The sequence below is a fragment of the Achromobacter sp. JD417 genome (genome assembly GCF_041879325.1).
GTDB lineage: Bacteria > Pseudomonadota > Gammaproteobacteria > Burkholderiales > Burkholderiaceae_B > Achromobacter > Achromobacter mucicolens.
Genome location: NZ_CP087159.1, coordinates 1,313,422 through 1,327,844, shown reverse-complemented (window position 1 = coordinate 1,327,844; position 14,423 = coordinate 1,313,422). Strand labels below are relative to the sequence as shown.

General features: G+C 64.7%; 16 protein-coding genes. 4 read left to right on the top strand and 12 right to left on the bottom strand.

Annotated elements, in window-relative coordinates:
- Positions 1-15: 15 nt before the first annotated feature.
- The 7 genes from nuoF to LN047_RS06085 form a co-directional block, all read right to left on the bottom strand.
- Positions 16-1,383: an NADH-quinone oxidoreductase subunit NuoF gene (gene nuoF, locus LN047_RS06115; RefSeq protein ID WP_056321720.1), complete on the bottom strand. Its 1,368-nt coding sequence runs from the start codon at positions 1,381-1,383 to the stop codon at positions 16-18.
- Positions 1,380-1,874, bottom strand: coding sequence for an NADH-quinone oxidoreductase subunit NuoE (gene nuoE / locus LN047_RS06110; RefSeq protein WP_056321718.1), 495 nt, complete (start codon positions 1,872-1,874; stop codon positions 1,380-1,382). The genes nuoF and nuoE overlap by 4 nt, the downstream gene beginning before the upstream one ends.
- Before the next feature lie 51 nt (positions 1,875-1,925).
- Positions 1,926-3,182: an NADH-quinone oxidoreductase subunit D gene (locus LN047_RS06105; protein ID WP_128827634.1), complete on the bottom strand. Its 1,257-nt coding sequence runs from the start codon at positions 3,180-3,182 to the stop codon at positions 1,926-1,928.
- Positions 3,183-3,185: 3 nt separating this feature from the next.
- Positions 3,186-3,812 carry an NADH-quinone oxidoreductase subunit C gene (locus tag LN047_RS06100; RefSeq protein ID WP_056321712.1) on the bottom strand — a complete coding sequence of 209 codons (627 nt, stop codon included), beginning with the start codon at positions 3,810-3,812 and terminating at the stop codon, positions 3,186-3,188.
- Positions 3,813-3,891: 79 nt separating this feature from the next.
- Positions 3,892-4,368, bottom strand: coding sequence for an NADH-quinone oxidoreductase subunit B family protein (locus LN047_RS06095; RefSeq protein WP_006217960.1), 477 nt, complete (start codon positions 4,366-4,368; stop codon positions 3,892-3,894).
- A 39-nt stretch (positions 4,369-4,407) separates the two neighbouring features.
- Positions 4,408-4,767 (bottom strand): NADH-quinone oxidoreductase subunit A, encoded by a 360-nt coding sequence (locus tag LN047_RS06090; protein ID WP_373981333.1) that lies wholly within the window; start codon positions 4,765-4,767, stop codon positions 4,408-4,410.
- A gap of 295 nt (positions 4,768-5,062) precedes the next feature.
- Positions 5,063-6,190, bottom strand: coding sequence for a porin (locus LN047_RS06085; RefSeq protein WP_373981332.1), 1,128 nt, complete (start codon positions 6,188-6,190; stop codon positions 5,063-5,065).
- Positions 6,191-6,273: 83 nt separating this feature from the next.
- Between LN047_RS06085 and LN047_RS06080 the strand changes: the two genes are divergently transcribed.
- The 4 genes from LN047_RS06080 to LN047_RS06065 are packed head-to-tail and all read left to right on the top strand — an operon-like array spanning position 6,274 to position 8,132.
- Entirely contained in the window at positions 6,274-6,630 is a 357-nt protein-coding gene (locus LN047_RS06080) for a hypothetical protein (protein ID WP_271264432.1), read from the top strand.
- Between the two features lie 16 nt (positions 6,631-6,646).
- Positions 6,647-7,261: a TetR/AcrR family transcriptional regulator gene (locus tag LN047_RS06075; RefSeq protein WP_373981331.1), complete on the top strand. Its 615-nt coding sequence runs from the start codon at positions 6,647-6,649 to the stop codon at positions 7,259-7,261.
- A complete protein-coding gene (locus tag LN047_RS06070; RefSeq protein WP_056321704.1) occupies positions 7,258-7,701 on the top strand; it encodes a PaaI family thioesterase in 444 nt (147 codons plus the stop codon). Before LN047_RS06075 ends, LN047_RS06070 begins: the two co-directional genes overlap by 4 nt.
- A complete protein-coding gene (locus LN047_RS06065; RefSeq protein ID WP_373981330.1) occupies positions 7,698-8,132 on the top strand; it encodes an NAD(P)-binding domain-containing protein in 435 nt (144 codons plus the stop codon). The genes LN047_RS06070 and LN047_RS06065 overlap by 4 nt, the downstream gene beginning before the upstream one ends.
- Here the strand turns inward: LN047_RS06065 and LN047_RS06060 are convergent.
- The 5 genes from LN047_RS06060 to LN047_RS06040 form a co-directional block, all read right to left on the bottom strand.
- Positions 8,103-8,870 (bottom strand): phosphatase PAP2 family protein, encoded by a 768-nt coding sequence (locus LN047_RS06060; RefSeq protein WP_373981329.1) that lies wholly within the window; start codon positions 8,868-8,870, stop codon positions 8,103-8,105. The genes LN047_RS06065 and LN047_RS06060 overlap by 30 nt on opposite strands.
- Positions 8,871-8,921: 51 nt before the next feature.
- Positions 8,922-9,713: a metallophosphoesterase gene (locus tag LN047_RS06055; protein WP_175235171.1), complete on the bottom strand. Its 792-nt coding sequence runs from the start codon at positions 9,711-9,713 to the stop codon at positions 8,922-8,924.
- Complete coding sequence (locus LN047_RS06050) at positions 9,710-10,684, bottom strand: diacylglycerol kinase family protein (protein WP_373981328.1); 975 nt, start codon at positions 10,682-10,684, stop codon at positions 9,710-9,712. Before LN047_RS06050 ends, LN047_RS06055 begins: the two co-directional genes overlap by 4 nt.
- A gap of 90 nt (positions 10,685-10,774) precedes the next feature.
- Positions 10,775-12,574 (bottom strand): gamma-glutamyltransferase family protein, encoded by a 1,800-nt coding sequence (locus tag LN047_RS06045; protein WP_373981327.1) that lies wholly within the window; start codon positions 12,572-12,574, stop codon positions 10,775-10,777.
- Positions 12,575-12,872: 298 nt separating this feature from the next.
- On the bottom strand, positions 12,873-14,369 hold the full coding sequence (locus tag LN047_RS06040; RefSeq protein ID WP_062840500.1) for an ABC transporter substrate-binding protein: 1,497 nt from the start codon (positions 14,367-14,369) through the stop codon (positions 12,873-12,875).
- Between the last annotated feature and the right edge of the window lie 54 nt (positions 14,370-14,423).

Genomic DNA, 14,423 nt, shown 5'->3' with positions numbered 1-14,423 from the left:
TGCTGTTCCTGAGACCTACAGATATTGCGGGACCACACAAGACTTGTGCTCGATGTGGTGCGCGAATTCGTCGCGAAAATGCTTGAGGAAGCCACGTACGGGCATGGCGGCGGCGTCACCGAGGGCGCAGATGGTGCGGCCCATGATGTTGGCGGCCACGTTGTCCAGCAGCTCCAGATCTTCCGGACGGCCTTGACCGTTCTCGATGCGGTGCACCATGCGGTAAAGCCAGCCGGTGCCTTCGCGGCACGGCGTGCACTGGCCGCAGCTTTCTTCGAAATAGAAGTACGACAGACGCAGCAGCGACTTGACCATGCAACGCGTCTCGTCCATGACGATGACCGCGCCGGAGCCGAGCATCGAGCCGGCCTTGGCGATGGAGTCATAGTCCATCGTGCATTCCATCATGATGTCGGCGGGCAGGACCGGGGCGCTGGAGCCGCCGGGAATGACCGCCTTCAGCTTCTTGCCGCCGCGCATGCCGCCTGCCAGTTCCAGCAGGGTCGAGAACGGGGTGCCCAGCGGGATCTCGTAGTTGCCGGGACGTTCGACGTCGCCGGTGATCGAGAACAGCTTGGTGCCGCCGTTGTTCGGCTTGCCGACTTCCAGGTAGGCCTGGCCGCCGTTGCGGATGATCCACGGCACCGCCGCGAACGTTTCCGTGTTGTTGATGGTGGTGGGCTTGCCGTACAGGCCGAAGCTGGCCGGGAACGGCGGCTTGAAGCGCGGCTGGCCCTTCTTGCCTTCCAGCGACTCCAGCAGCGCGGTTTCTTCGCCGCAGATGTAGGCGCCGTAACCGTGGAATGCGTGCAGCTGGAAGCTGAAGTCGGAACCGAACAGGCGGTCGCCCAGGAAACCGGCGGCCCGCGCTTCTTCCAGGGCCTCTTCGAAGCGCTCGTAGACTTCGAAGATTTCGCCGTGGATGTAGTTGTAGCCGACGCTGATGCCCATGGCGTAGGCCGCGATCGCCATGCCTTCAATCACGATGTGCGGATTGAAACGCAGGATGTCGCGGTCCTTGAACGTGCCCGGTTCGCCTTCGTCGGAGTTGCAGACGAGGTACTTCTGGCCGGGGAAGGCGCGCGGCATGAAGCTCCACTTCAGGCCGGTGGGGAAGCCCGCGCCGCCACGGCCGCGCAGACCCGACGCTTTGACCTCGGCGATCACGTCTTCCGGCTTCATTCCGGTGGTGAGGATCTTTTTCAGGGCTTCGTAGCCGCCGCGTTTGACGTAGTCGGCCAGGCGCCAGTTGGCGCCGTCGACGTCGGCCATGATCTGCGGCTGCATGTGCCGGCCGTGCAGGCACATCGAATTGGACAGGTCGTTCAGGGGGTTGGGGTCCAGCCCCTGCGCGAACTGCTTGTACAGGTCAGGCGCATTCATGCCGACTCTCCTTGCTGCTTGAGGGCCGCGACCAGCGCGTCCAGCTTCTCGTCGGTCATGCGCACGCACATATGCTTGTTGTTCACGATCAGCACGGGGGAGTCGCCGCAGGCGCCCATGCACTCGCCTTCGACCAGGGTGAACTGGCCGTCTTCGGTGGTCTGGCGGTAGTCGACGCCCAGCTTGCGCTTGAGGTATTCGCCGGCACGGTCGCCATCGCGCAAGGCACAGGGCAAGTTGGTGCAGACGGCGATCTTGTTCTTGCCGACGGGCTTGACGTCGAACATGTTGTAGAACGTGGCGACTTCCTGGACCGCGATGGGCGGAACGCCAATGTAGTTGGCCACGTCTTCGATGACTTCGGTAGCCAACCAGCCCTTCTCTTCTTGCGCGATGGCAAGCGAGGCCATGATGGCGGACTGCCGCTGGTCGGCCGGGAACTTGGCCAGTTCACGGTCGATTTTCTGGTAGGCCTGTTCGGAAAGCAGCATAGTTTGAATCCGGGTTATGCGGGCGTGCTCGTGACTGTCTGGGGCGGATGATCAGCGATCGATCTCGCCGAAAACGATGTCCTGCGTGCCAATGATGGTGACGGCGTCGGCGATCATGTGGCCGCGCGACATTTCATCCAGCGATTGCAGGTGGACAAAGCCGGGCGCCCGAATCTTCAGGCGGTAGGGCTTGTTGGCGCCGTCGGACACCAGATAGATGCCGAATTCGCCCTTCGGATGCTCGACCGAGGCGTATGCCTCGCCCGGCGGCACGTGGAAACCTTCGGTGAAGAGCTTGAAGTGATGGATCAGCTCTTCCATGTTGGTCTTCATGGCGGTGCGCGACGGCGGGGCGATCTTGTGATTCTCGATCATGACCGGGCCGGGATTGTTGCGCAGCCATTCCACGCACTGGCGGATGATGCGATTGCTCTGGCGCATCTCGGCGACGCGGACCAGATAGCGGTCGTAGCAATCGCCGTTGACACCCACGGGGATGTCGAAATCAAGCAGGTCGTAGACTTCGTAGGGCTGCATCTTGCGCAGGTCCCATGCGACGCCCGAACCACGCAGCATCGGGCCGGTGAAGCCCAGCGCCTTGGCGCGATCGGGATCGACCACGCCGATGCCGACCAGACGCTGCTTCCAGATACGGTTGTCGGTGAGCAGCGTTTCGTACTCGTCGACGCAGGCCGGGAAACGGTTGGTGAAGTCTTCGATGAAATCCAGCAGCGAGCCCGAACGCGCATCGTTCATGGCGCGGATTTCCTTGTCGCCACGGTACTTGCTGGAGTCGCCGTACTGCGGCATGGAATCCGGCAGGTCGCGGTAGACGCCGCCCGGACGGTAGTAGGCCGCGTGCATGCGCGCGCCCGACACCGCTTCGTAGCAGTCCATCAGGTCTTCGCGCTCACGGAAGGCATACAGGAACACCGCCATGGCGCCCACGTCGAGCGCGTGGGAACCCAGCGACATCAGGTGGTTCAAGAGGCGGGTGATTTCATCGAACATCACGCGGATGTACTGCGCGCGCAGCGGGGCTTCGACGCCCAGCAGCTTTTCGATGGCCATGACGTAGGCGTGCTCGTTGCACATCATGGACACGTAGTCCAGGCGGTCCATGTAGGGCAGCGCCTGGATGTAGGTCTTGTGTTCGGCCAGCTTTTCGGTGGCGCGATGCAGCAGGCCGATATGCGGGTCGGCGCGCTGGATGACTTCGCCGTCAAGCTCGAGCACCAGGCGCAGCACGCCGTGCGCGGCCGGGTGTTGAGGACCGAAGTTCAGGGTGTAGTTCTTGATGTCTGCCATGATTCAACGCCCCATGCCGTAGGTGTCTTCGCGCACCACGCGCGGGGTGATCTCGCGCGGATCGATCGTGACCGGCTGGTAAATGACGCGCCGTTGTTCGGGGTCGTAGCGCATTTCGACGGTGCCCGACAGCGGGAAGTCCTTGCGGAAAGGATGGCCGATGAAGCCGTAGTCGGTCAGGATGCGGCGCAGGTCCGGGTGGCCTTCGAAGACGATGCCGTACAGGTCGAAGGCTTCGCGCTCGAACCAGCCGACCGTGGGCCAGCACTCGATCAGCGAGGCGACCATGGGGAACTCGTCGTCGGGCGCCCAGGTGCGCACGCGCAGCCGCCAGTTGTTCTCGATGGAGAGCAGGTGCGCCACCACAGCGTAGCGCGAGCGGTGGATGCGGGCGTTCGTTTCCTCGGGCAGCTGGCGCGTGCCGTTGCCCCAGGTCAGGTAGTCGACGCCGCAGAGGTCGATACAGGTTTCAAAGCGCAGGCCGGCTTCGGTGCGCAGCTTGTTGCAGACGGAGAACCACTGCTCCGCGGGCACTTCGAGCGTCAGCTCGCCCAGCGCCTCGGTCAGCGCGATGTCCGCACCGAGGGTGGTCTGCAAATTGTTTTTCAGGGATTCGAGCCTGGTCATCATCTTGTACGCTTAGGTGAACCGATACGCTGGTTTCGCAAGGTTCGCGGCGGCAAGGCCTGCCGACGAACCGGACGAAGCATCAGCGCGCAATCGTGTTGGTCAGACGGATCTTGTTCTGCATCTGCAGCAAGCCGTAGACCAGCGCCTCGGCCGTGGGCGGGCAGCCCGGCACGTAGACGTCTACCGGTACGATGCGATCGCAGCCACGGACCACCGAATACGAGTAGTGGTAGTAGCCGCCGCCATTGGCACAGGAGCCCATGGAAACCACCCAGCGCGGCTCGGGCATCTGGTCGTAGACCTTGCGCAGCGCCGGCGCCATCTTGTTGCACAAGGTGCCGGCCACGATCATCAGATCGGACTGGCGGGGACTGGGCCGGAAGATGATGCCGAACTGGTCCAGGTCGTAGCGGGCCGCGCCCGCATGCATCATCTCAACCGCGCAACAGGCCAGACCGAAGGTCATGGGCCACATCGAACCGGTCTTCGCCCAGTTCAGGAACTTGTCGGCGCTGGTGGTGATGAACCCTTGCTTGAGAATGCCGTCTATAGCCATATTCGTCTCTGATAGCGTGCTGTGAAATGAACCCGGAGGTCACTCCCAATCCAGCGCGCCCTTTTTCCATTCGTAGATGAAGCCGACGGTCAACACGGCGAGGAAAACCATGACCGTCCAGAAACCGACGAGTCCGACGGTGCCCTGGGCGATGGCCCACGGAAACAGGAACGCGATTTCCAGGTCGAAAAGAATGAACAGGATCGCCACGAGGTAGTAGCGCACGTCAAACTTCATGCGTGCATCTTCAAACGCTTCGAAGCCGCACTCGTAAGGCGAGAGCTTCTCAGCGTAAGGACGCCGCGGACCAAGGAGGGAGCCGGCCGTTAGAAGCGCGAACCCGATAAGGGTGGCCACTACGACAAACAGCAGGACGGGAAAATACTGTTGCAGGTTCATTCAGGCGTCCGTCAAATGCGCAAACCTTAGGATTGTAGCATTCGCGCGGTTACTTCCGGCTGAACTCTGTAGCTTGAATAGCAGGCGAAAGACTGCATTCCTCAAATGGAACAATCGCAGCTTTCGTCGGCGCACTTCGAAGAATACACGGCTTGATGAGCACGAAGTCGTAGTATGCACGAATTCAGTCAGCAGACGAAAAAAAACCACCCCCAAAAGGGTGGTTTATGCGAACGGGCCGAGGCCCGTTCGACTTTTCTCTTAAATCCAGACAGGGCTTGCGCCCTGCGTTGGATTAGAAGCGGTGACGGACACCGACGCCGACGGCGGTCGACTTCAGACCGTCCAGGAAGGCGTAGTTCTTGGCGTACGAACCGTAAGCGTACAGGTTGGTGCGCTTGGACAGGTCGTAGGTGTAGCCCAGCGAGTAGACGTTCATGTTGGCGTCGTCACCGGTCAGGTTGGCGTTCGACGGATCAACACGCTGCCACGAACCGAAGACGTTCGAAGCGCCGCCGATCGGGGCCGACAGACCGACCATGTACGAGTTGGCCTTGAAGCCGTCAGCAAACAGGTTGCTGCCGAAGTTCACGGAGCTCGAGCCACCACCGATGGTGCTGGTGGCGGTGCCTTGGCCGGCGAACCAACCGTCGGTCGTGCGAGCGTAGGCCAGAGCCAGCTTCACGACTTCAAAGTCGTACGAACCGCCGATGGCGTACATACGCGGGGTAGCGTCGGTCGAGGCGGTCGGCAGACGGTTCGATGCGTTCAGCTGGTCGTACGACAGAGCGACGTTCAGCGGGCCGTTGACGTAGCGCAGACCGGTCGTGATGGCGCGGGTGTTGTCGGCGGTCTTGAAGCCGGTTTCCGAACCCTTGGTGTCATCAGCGCTGAACGAGTAGCCAACGCCGAACTGGAAGCCGCTGAACGACGGGGTCTGATACATGACCATGTTGTCGTAGCGTTGCGTGTTAGCAGCGCTCAGACCAACGCCGATGTTGGCTTGACCGAAGCCAGCGCCGAACGGATCGATCGAGCCGAAGTACTTCGACGCGATGTTGGTTTGACGACCGAAGTCCAGTTGACCCCAGCTGTCGCTGGCCAGACCGACGGTGGCTTGACGGCCGAACAGACGACCACCTTGAGCGGAGGTGCCGTTACCCGAGTTGAAGCCCGATTCCAGTTGGAAAACAGCGCGCAGGCCGTCACCCAGATCTTCCGAACCACGCAGACCCCAGCGCGAACCGTTCTGGACGCCGTTGATCATGCCAAAACGGCTGCCGTTTTGGGCATCAGTACCGCCGCTGATCTTGTTGTAGCCGAGGCCCGTGTCGATGATGCCGTACAGGGTGACAGACGTTTCTGCCTGGGCGACACCGGCGAAACCGGCGAGCAGGGCGGCAGCGAGCAGAGTCTTTTTCATTTAAGAAATCTCCGTTGATTTGAGTGACAAGAGCAGCAATCCAGCAAACCAGCCTGCCGCCCCCCTAACTCCGCGAAGGGAAGTTGACGCTATTGCATCAAAAATCGGGGGGGCTGGCTATGGTCGGCATCAGAAAAGTGCAGGTTTGCGACAGGCTTGTTGGGAAGTTGCAACATCCCGCTGATGCTTGCCCGGCAACGCTAGGGCTTTCCCTTACCGAAAAGCCCGAGCGCGCAACCATGCGACTTTCGGCCCTGCCCCCAATTTTCCGGGCAATTCCAAAACCCATTTGTCGCGCAACTTTCTTCACGGATCCGGCGGCCATCCGCCGAAAAACGGAGGCGGCCGCGATGACGCCGGCCTTGCAGATCATCGTAGCCAAGTCGCGACTGGATAACATTGTTATTAATAAAAATCGTCGATATGATCGGTGGCATTGAAGAGACGCCCGCCCCCATGTCCACCCCCTCCCCTCGCGCCGACCGAAACGAACGACTTAGCGCCCTGCGCCGGCAGATCATCCTGGACGCCGCGCAGCGCGTCTTCGAGCGCGACGGTCTTGAAAAAACGACGATCCGGGCGATTGCGAAGGAAGCCGGCTGCACGACGGGCGCCATCTATCCGTGGTTTGCGGGCAAGGAAGCGCTTTATGGCGAACTGCTGGACGAATCGCTGCAGCGGCTGCACGCGCATCTGGAGCGAGCCGAACAGGCCGAAGCGCCGGAATCGGCCGCGCGCGGCGTGATCCGCGCGTTCTTCGGTTATTACGCCGAGCGGCGCACGGATTTTTCCCTGGGGCTGTATCTGTTCCAGGGACTGGGGCCGCGCGGATTGGGCCGCGACATGGACGAGAAGCTCAATTCCCGGTTGCGGCAATCCATCGATCTCATCGGCCAGGCGTTGTCGCGCACGAAAGGCTGGCGCGACGAGGCCGTGCGGGCCGAGCAGATGAACGTGTTCACCTACCTGATGGGGCTGTTGCTGCTGCTGCACACGCGCCGTCTCAAATCCCTGGGCCAGCAGGCCGACGCGCTGCTGGACAATTATTGCCTCGCCCTGGAACAACGATGACTGCAACCGCCCTAGCCGCCAACGGCCACGCGCCGCTGATCAGCCTTGCCGACTTTCACGTGCTGCTGGCCGACCAGCACCCGTTCTCGATGCTGCTGGGAATCGACGTGCTGCACATCGGCCACGGCACGGCGCACGCCGTGCTGCCCGCCCGGGACACGCACCAGCGGCTGGGCGGCATCGTGGCCGGGCCGATGCTGATGGGGCTTGCCGACCTGGCCATGTATGCGGCGGTCGTGGGCGCCACCGGCCAGGCGCATGCGGTCACGGCAAGCCTGACCATCAATTTCCTGCGCAAGAGCCCGGCGGGCGCCATCCATGCCCATGCCCGCCTGCTGAAGGTGGGCCGGCTAAGCGCGGGAGAGGTCGTGCTGACGGGAGAAGGCTCGGACGAGCCGGTTGCCCATATCGTGAGCACGTGGTCGGTGCCCAAGCCATGAGTCCGCGCGTCAGCATCGTCGGCATGGGCAGGATCGGCACGCTGGCTGCGCGGCGGCTGCTGGCCGCCGATCCCGACATTGCGCTGACGCTTTATGACATCGAGGCGGACCGCTGCGAGGCCTTCCGCGGCAACGCGACGCTGGCGACGTCGGCGCGCGAAGCCCTGGCGGAATCCGACACCATCTTGCTGGCCCTGCCCCGCGAGCGCGAGATCGATCGCACGCTGGAACGCTTCAGCGACGGGCAGGTCACGGCGCCCATCGCCGGCAAGCTGATCATCGACCTGGATCCGCCGCCGGCCGACCGAATGCGGCAGCTGGACCGGGCCATTGCCAGCGCGGGGGGACGTTATGCCAGCGCGCCCCTGAAGGCGTGCGATCCGGCCAGCGTGGAGGCTCGCTTACTGGACGCGCTGAGCCCACCGGCCTGACACGTGCAGCCGCTCGACGGCCGCCACGCACAGGACCAGCCACCCGAGGCTGACGGCAAATCCGGCCACGACGTCGCTCGCGAAATGCACCTGCAAGAGGATGCGGCTAAGGCCGATGGCCATGATGAGCGCGGCCATGAACGCCACGCACGGCAGGCGCCACGCGGGCGGGGAAAACCGCCACATCAGGTAGCACGCCGTGCCGTAGACGGCCATGGCGGCAGAGGCGTGGCCGCTGGGAAAACTCCAGCCGGTCGCCATGGCATAGCCGTGGTCGTGATCGGGGCGCACGCGTTCGAAGGTGTGCTTGAACAGCCAGTTGAGCGCGCCATTCAGGCCGGTCGCGATGGCGCAAAAGAGCGCAAGCTGCCACAGCCCGCGCCATAACAGCGCGATCGTCATCAGCACGGCGACGACGGTGAGCAGGTTGCGGTCGCCCAGATACGTGATCCAGGACAGCAGCCACAGCATCGACGTGGACATGGACATGCTGAGCGCATCGGCCAGCGCGCCGTCGAACTGCACCACGGCGCCGCGGCTTTCGACAGCCAGGGCCAACGTGAGAAACAGAACGAACGACACGCCGGCCACCCCGGCAAACAGCGCGGCGCGGCCATTGCGGGACAGCCGGCCATGGCACCGCATGAACAGCAGCGCGGCGCCGCCGGCCAGCAGCGGCAGCGCGATAAACAACGAGAAGGCATGGGCCGCGGCCCATGCCGCGTAGACATCGGTCATGTTTGAACCAACAAAAAGAAGTCGCGCGGACGAGCGCGCACTACCGCACTACTACAGCGAGACCAGCGTCTTGTCGACGGGTGCGAACGCGTGCGCGCCGGCCGCGTAGTCCCAGCGCTCGACGTGGCAGACCTGCTGGCCGTCCTCTTCGGTGCGGGTGATCACGCCCAGCGAATTGGGCACGGTGCCCCGGACGCGGTGCGAACAGGTCGTTCCGGCCTGGACGATCCAGCCGGCCGGCCCAGTCGGCGCGGTCAGCGGCAGCACGTAGGGCAAGTGTATGTGACCACCCAGCACCAGGTCGACGCCCGCCTGCGCCCACGCCGCCAACGCGCGCTCGCGGCCGATCAGCAGGTTGGACAGGTCGGACTCGACCTTGGCGCGCACCGGATGATGCGCCACGACGATCCGCAACTGCCCCGGCCGCGCCTGGCGCAGCCGCTGGGCGACCCGGGTGATCTGGGCATCGGAGATCTCGCCGTCCTTGTGGCGCCTTGGCCGCGTGGTGTTCACGCCGATTGCCAGCACGCCGTCGTTTTCGAACACGGGTTCGAGGATGGGTCCGAGCGCGCGCTTGTAGTTGCCGTACGGATTGAGCGCCCGCAGAAAGACGTTGAACAGAGGAATATCGTGATTGCCGGGCACGGCCAGCACGGGCAGCGCCATTCGTTCGATGAACCGCCGGGCGGCGGCGAACTGGCTGCGGCGCGCACGCTGGGTGATGTCGCCGCTAAGGACCACGAGATCGGGCGACAGTTGCCGCGCCAGATCCAGCACGGCTTCAATGACCGCCTTGCGCTCGGTGCCGAAATGGGTATCGGACAGATGCAGGATCCGCGTCATGAGCGGTCCAGAAGCTCGGGATCCGCCGGCACCACGAGAGGTAGACGATCGCTCGCCACCTTGAATTCGAGCGGCGTGTCCATCCAGGAGATTTCGCCGTCCATCGCCACCTTGACCCGGCGGCGCCCTCGCACCCCCACCGTGAGCTTGTCGAACGCGAAATTGATCACGTTTTCAGCGTCGCCCAGCCGACTCATCAGACCCCGCACCAGCAGGCCATAGAGCGCCAGCGTGCCGACGGGCCGCGCCGCCATGGCGACCAGCTGGTTCCGATCGAGGCCGTCGTTTTCGATGCCGATATGTTCAAGCTGCAGTTTGTTGTTGCCCACCACCAGCGTCGGCGACGTCAAGCTGCGCGACTTGCCTTCGAATTCCAGTTGCAGGCCGAGCTGGCGCGGTTGGCGCCACAGCGTGACCAGGCCCGACCACAGCGCGACCCAGCGCCGGCGGCCGTAGCGCTGTTTGTAGGCTTCGCGGTCTTCCAGCAGTTGCGGATACAAACCCAGGCTGGCGTTCACGAGGAACAGGCGGCCGTTCAGCAGGCCGACCTGCACCGGCCGGATAGTGCCTTGCAGGAAGCCGCGCAGCGCCACGTCTGTCTCTTGCGAAATGCCGTAGGTGCGGCCGAAGTAGTTGAAGGTGCCTTGCGGCAGGATGCCGAAGGGCACGCCTTGTCCCAGCACCGCGCCCGCGACGGCATTGAGCGTGCCGTCGCCGCCCGCGGCAATGACGACGCCCTGCTCGTCCTGGGCGCGCTTGACCGCCTGGCGCGCCACGTCCGTCAGCCGCGACGGATCGTCGACCGGCATGAGTTCGTAGCGCCGCCCGGCCTCGTCGAGGATGTGCCGGATGGTGTCCTGCAGGACCTGCGCGTCGCCGCGCCCCGATCCTTTATTGAGGACGATGAATAAGGGTTCTGTTCCCGTGAGGGGTCGAGCCGCTGTTGCCGGGCTCTGCTCGGATGGCGTCATGCGACAAACATACCCTAAGCGGGCAAAGCGCCGCAAGACGCGGTGAAGCGCGGGCACGCACGCTTTGTAAGCAAGCGTGCGTGCGACCGATCAACGCCCGATGGCGTAGGCCTGCATCAAGCGCGGCGTCGCGGCCGCATGCAGCAATCCGTCCGGATCGCGCGAGGCCGCGGTCAGCCGGCCGACCGACCATTCGGGCACTTCCTCGATCTGGTGCCCGCGCTGGCGCAGGGCCTCGATGACCTCGGCGCCGAAGCTGGCCTCCAGCGCCAGATGGCCCGGCTTGCGGTCACGGGGATAGAACGAGGTGGGAAAGTGCATGGTGTGCGACATGGGCAGGTCGATGGCTTCCTGCAGGTTCAGGCCGTGATGCACGTGACGCAGGAAGAACAGGAGCTGCCATTGCTCCTGCTGGTCGCCGCCCGGCGTGCCGAACGCCAGGTAGGGCTTGCCGTCGCGCAGCGCCAGCGACGGGGTCAGCGTGGTGCGCGGGCGCTTGCCCGGCGCCAGCGTGCCCGGCAAGCCTTCTTCCAGCCAGAACATCTGGGCGCGGGTGTTCAGGCCGAAGCCCAGTTCAGGGATGACCGGCGAGGACTGGAACCAGCCGCCCGACGGCGTGGCCGAGATCATGTTGCCCCAGCGGTCGATCACGTCCACGTGCGTGGTGTCGCCGCGCTTGGCCGAGGCGCGCATGTCGGCAAGCGTCGGTTCGTTCGTGGCGCTGCCGGGCGCGGTGACCGGCGACAGCCGTTCCAGCGTGTCCATGACCCGCGCCACCTGCGCCTCGAAGCCGGGCACCTGGCCGGGCAGCAGGTCGCGCGACGCGCCCTCCCCGATCAGCTGGCGGCGTTCGGCGTTGTACGCGTCGGACAGCAGATGGGCCAGCGGCACGTCGATGAAGGCGGGGTCGCCGTAATACGCTTCGCGGTCGGCAAAGGCGAGCTTCATGGCCTCGGTGACGCGGTGGATGAACTCGGCGCTGGTGGGGCCGACGCCTGCCAGGTCCATGTCCTTCAGGATGGCGAGGGTCTGCAGAAAGACCGGTCCCTGGCTCCAGCCGCCCGCCTTGGCAACCGTGTAGCCGTGATAGTCGTAAGTCAGCGGCTTGTCATAGCTGGCGGACCAGCCGGCCAGGTCGTCGGCGGTGATGACGCCGCGGTGGGTCGTGCCGCTTTCGTCCATGACGTCGGTGTTGCGGGCAAAGCGGTCGATCTCCTCGGCGATGAAGCCGCGGTAGAACGCGTCCCGCGCGGCCTCGATCTGGCGGTCGCGGTCGGCGCCGGCGCCTTCGGCGGCTTTAAGGACGCGGGTCCAGGTGCGGGCCAGCGCCGGATTGCGAAACAGCTTGCGGGCCTGGGGCACCTGCCCGCCCGGCACGTAGACCTGGGCGGTCGTCGGCCAGTGCGTCTCGAAGAAGTCTTTCAGGCCGGCGATGGTGTTGGAGATGCGCGGCATCAGCGCATGGCCGTGCTCCGCGTAATAGATGGCGGGCTCAAGCACGTCGCGCACCCGCATCGTGCCGTGGTCGCGCAGCAGCAGCATCCAGGCGTCGAACGCGCCCGGAATCACGGTCGCGAGCAGGCCGTTGCCGGGGATGAGCTTCAGCCCTTCGGCGCGGTAGCGTTCGAGCGTGGCGGCGGCGGGCGTGGTGCCCTGCCCGCACAGCACCTCGACCTTGCCGGTGCGGGCGGAATAGAACACAGCGGGCACTTCGCCGGCCGGGCCGACCAGATGGGGCTCTACCACCTGCAGCACGAACGCCGAGGCGACGCAGGCATCGAACGCATTGCCGCCGCGCTCCAGCAGCGACATGCCAGCCGCGCTGGCCAGCCAATGGGTGGACGTCACGACACCGAAGGTGCCGAGGATTTCCGGGCGAGTCGTAAACATGGTGGGTCCTGGTGTGGGAGGGGTGCCTGACGCCAAGGTGCGGCTATTGGCCGGTGTCAGACACCCGTGGGGCATCGAGATGTACAGCGGTCATTGCGTACGGGTGTCAGACACCTGGGAAGGAGAGACCTGCCGCCAGCAACTGACGCCATCCGGGACACCGCGGATCCGGCTCCGCCGGTCCGCTGGTGTCGTCCCCTTGAGGGGGGGCCCGCGTCAGCGGGCTGGGGGTGGGCCTTACCTTCCGGTCCGCTGGTGTCGCCCCCTTGAGGGGGCCCGCGTCAGCGGGTAGGGGGGCCTACTTCTTCTCTACCCCTTTCAACCGGATCAAGCCGTCAGGATAGGGAACGAAGCCTTGCACCTTGGCCTGCACGCCGAACGTCCACGGCAGGTAGAACAGGTAGATGATGGGACGCTGGTCCTGCATCGCGGCCAGCACCTGGTCGTACAGGGCGCGGCGCTTGGCGGTGTCGGCCTCGGCGCGGGCGTCGTTGAGCAGTTTGTCGACGGCGGCGTCGCAGAACTTGCCGTCGTTCAGGTTGCCCTTGCAGCTCAGGTACTGGTGGATGTTGCCGCTGGGATCGACCCGGCCCGACCAGCCGCTCTGGCCTACCTGGAAGTCGCCGCGCGCCAGCGATGACTGCAGCGAGGCGAATTCGACAGGACGCAGGGTGATGTCAAAGCCCGCTTCGGCGCCCATGGCCTGCACCAGTTCGAAGACCTGCTGCATGGTGGTGTTGTTGCCGAAGGTGATCTCGACCTTCACGCGGTCGTAGCCGGCTTCCTTCAGCAGGGCCTGCGCCTTCTTGGGATCGCGGCCCGGGCGGTCGAAGGACTTGTTGTAGGCAAAGCTGGCGGGCGGGAACGGCTGGTGGGCAGGCTGGAACATGCCTTCGCCGATCACCTGGTTCAGCACGTCGCGGTCGATGGCCAGATCCAGTGCCTGGCGCACGCGCTTGTCCTTTGCCAGCGGATGATCGGCGCGCGCGCCGTTGGCGAGGTTCACGGAGATCGACTGGAAGCCCAGGCCGGTCACCGGGGCCAGACGCAGGCTGGGGTCGTCCTTGACAGCCTTGGCGTCGCTGGGCGCCACGCGCTCGATGATGTCCAGGTCGCCGGCGCGCAGGTTGTTCAGGCGCACGGTGTTGTCCGGAATCGGCGTGAAGACGAGGCGGTCGAAATGGTAGTTGGCCGCGTCCCAGTACTTGGGGAATTTCTCGAGCACGATGCGGTCGTTCTGCACGCGCTCCTTAAACTGGTAGGGGCCCGAGCACACGGGCTTGCCGCCGGGATCCTTGTCGAAGCTGGCGGGCGAAATCATCATGCCGGCGCGGTCGGACAGTTGCGACAGCAGCGAGGCGTCCGGTTCCGACAGGTTCAGCACCACGGTCTGGTCGTCCGGGGCATCCACGCTGGCCACCGTGGCCAGTTCACTCTTGCGGTTGCTGTCGGGCAGCGTGCGGGCGCGGTCGAGGTTGGCCTTGACCGCGGCGGCATTGATGGGAGTGCCGTCATGGAAGACGGCATCCGTGCGCAGCTTGAAGGTCAGCGTCTTGTTGTCGGGGCCGACGGACCACGATTGCGCAAGCTGGGGCACGAACTTCAGGTCGGGCGTGATGTCGACCAGCCGGTCGCACAACGAGGCGAACACGATGCGGCCGACAAAGGTGCGGGCGCGCGCCGGATCCAGCACGTCCGGGTCGTCCTGCAGCCCGATACGCAAGGTGGACTGGGCTTGCGCCAATCCGGTGGCCAGCATTCCCGCCATGGCCATGGCGAGGCAAAGTTTACGCATGAAAGATCTCCGTCGATTCCGCGGGGGACCGTGCCTCGTGCGCGGGCGCACCGC

Bases quoted from the DNA above. Each gene is read 5' to 3' on its own strand.
- nuoF (WP_056321720.1), bottom strand. From the start codon at position 1,383: ATGAATGCGCCTGACCTGTACAAGCAGTTCGCGCAGGGGCTGGACCCC.
- nuoE (WP_056321718.1), bottom strand. From the start codon at position 1,874: ATGCTGCTTTCCGAACAGGCCTACCAGAAAATCGACCGTGAACTGGCC.
- LN047_RS06105 (WP_128827634.1), bottom strand. From the start codon at position 3,182: ATGGCAGACATCAAGAACTACACCCTGAACTTCGGTCCTCAACACCCG.
- LN047_RS06100 (WP_056321712.1), bottom strand. From the start codon at position 3,812: ATGATGACCAGGCTCGAATCCCTGAAAAACAATTTGCAGACCACCCTC.
- LN047_RS06095 (WP_006217960.1), bottom strand. From the start codon at position 4,368: ATGGCTATAGACGGCATTCTCAAGCAAGGGTTCATCACCACCAGCGCC.
- LN047_RS06090 (WP_373981333.1), bottom strand. From the start codon at position 4,767: ATGAACCTGCAACAGTATTTTCCCGTCCTGCTGTTTGTCGTAGTGGCC.
- LN047_RS06085 (WP_373981332.1), bottom strand. From the start codon at position 6,190: ATGAAAAAGACTCTGCTCGCTGCCGCCCTGCTCGCCGGTTTCGCCGGT.
- LN047_RS06075 (WP_373981331.1), top strand. From the start codon at position 6,647: ATGTCCACCCCCTCCCCTCGCGCCGACCGAAACGAACGACTTAGCGCC.
- LN047_RS06070 (WP_056321704.1), top strand. From the start codon at position 7,258: ATGACTGCAACCGCCCTAGCCGCCAACGGCCACGCGCCGCTGATCAGC.
- LN047_RS06065 (WP_373981330.1), top strand. From the start codon at position 7,698: ATGAGTCCGCGCGTCAGCATCGTCGGCATGGGCAGGATCGGCACGCTG.
- LN047_RS06060 (WP_373981329.1), bottom strand. From the start codon at position 8,870: ATGACCGATGTCTACGCGGCATGGGCCGCGGCCCATGCCTTCTCGTTG.
- LN047_RS06055 (WP_175235171.1), bottom strand. From the start codon at position 9,713: ATGACGCGGATCCTGCATCTGTCCGATACCCATTTCGGCACCGAGCGC.
- LN047_RS06050 (WP_373981328.1), bottom strand. From the start codon at position 10,684: ATGACGCCATCCGAGCAGAGCCCGGCAACAGCGGCTCGACCCCTCACG.
- LN047_RS06045 (WP_373981327.1), bottom strand. From the start codon at position 12,574: ATGTTTACGACTCGCCCGGAAATCCTCGGCACCTTCGGTGTCGTGACG.
- LN047_RS06040 (WP_062840500.1), bottom strand. From the start codon at position 14,369: ATGCGTAAACTTTGCCTCGCCATGGCCATGGCGGGAATGCTGGCCACC.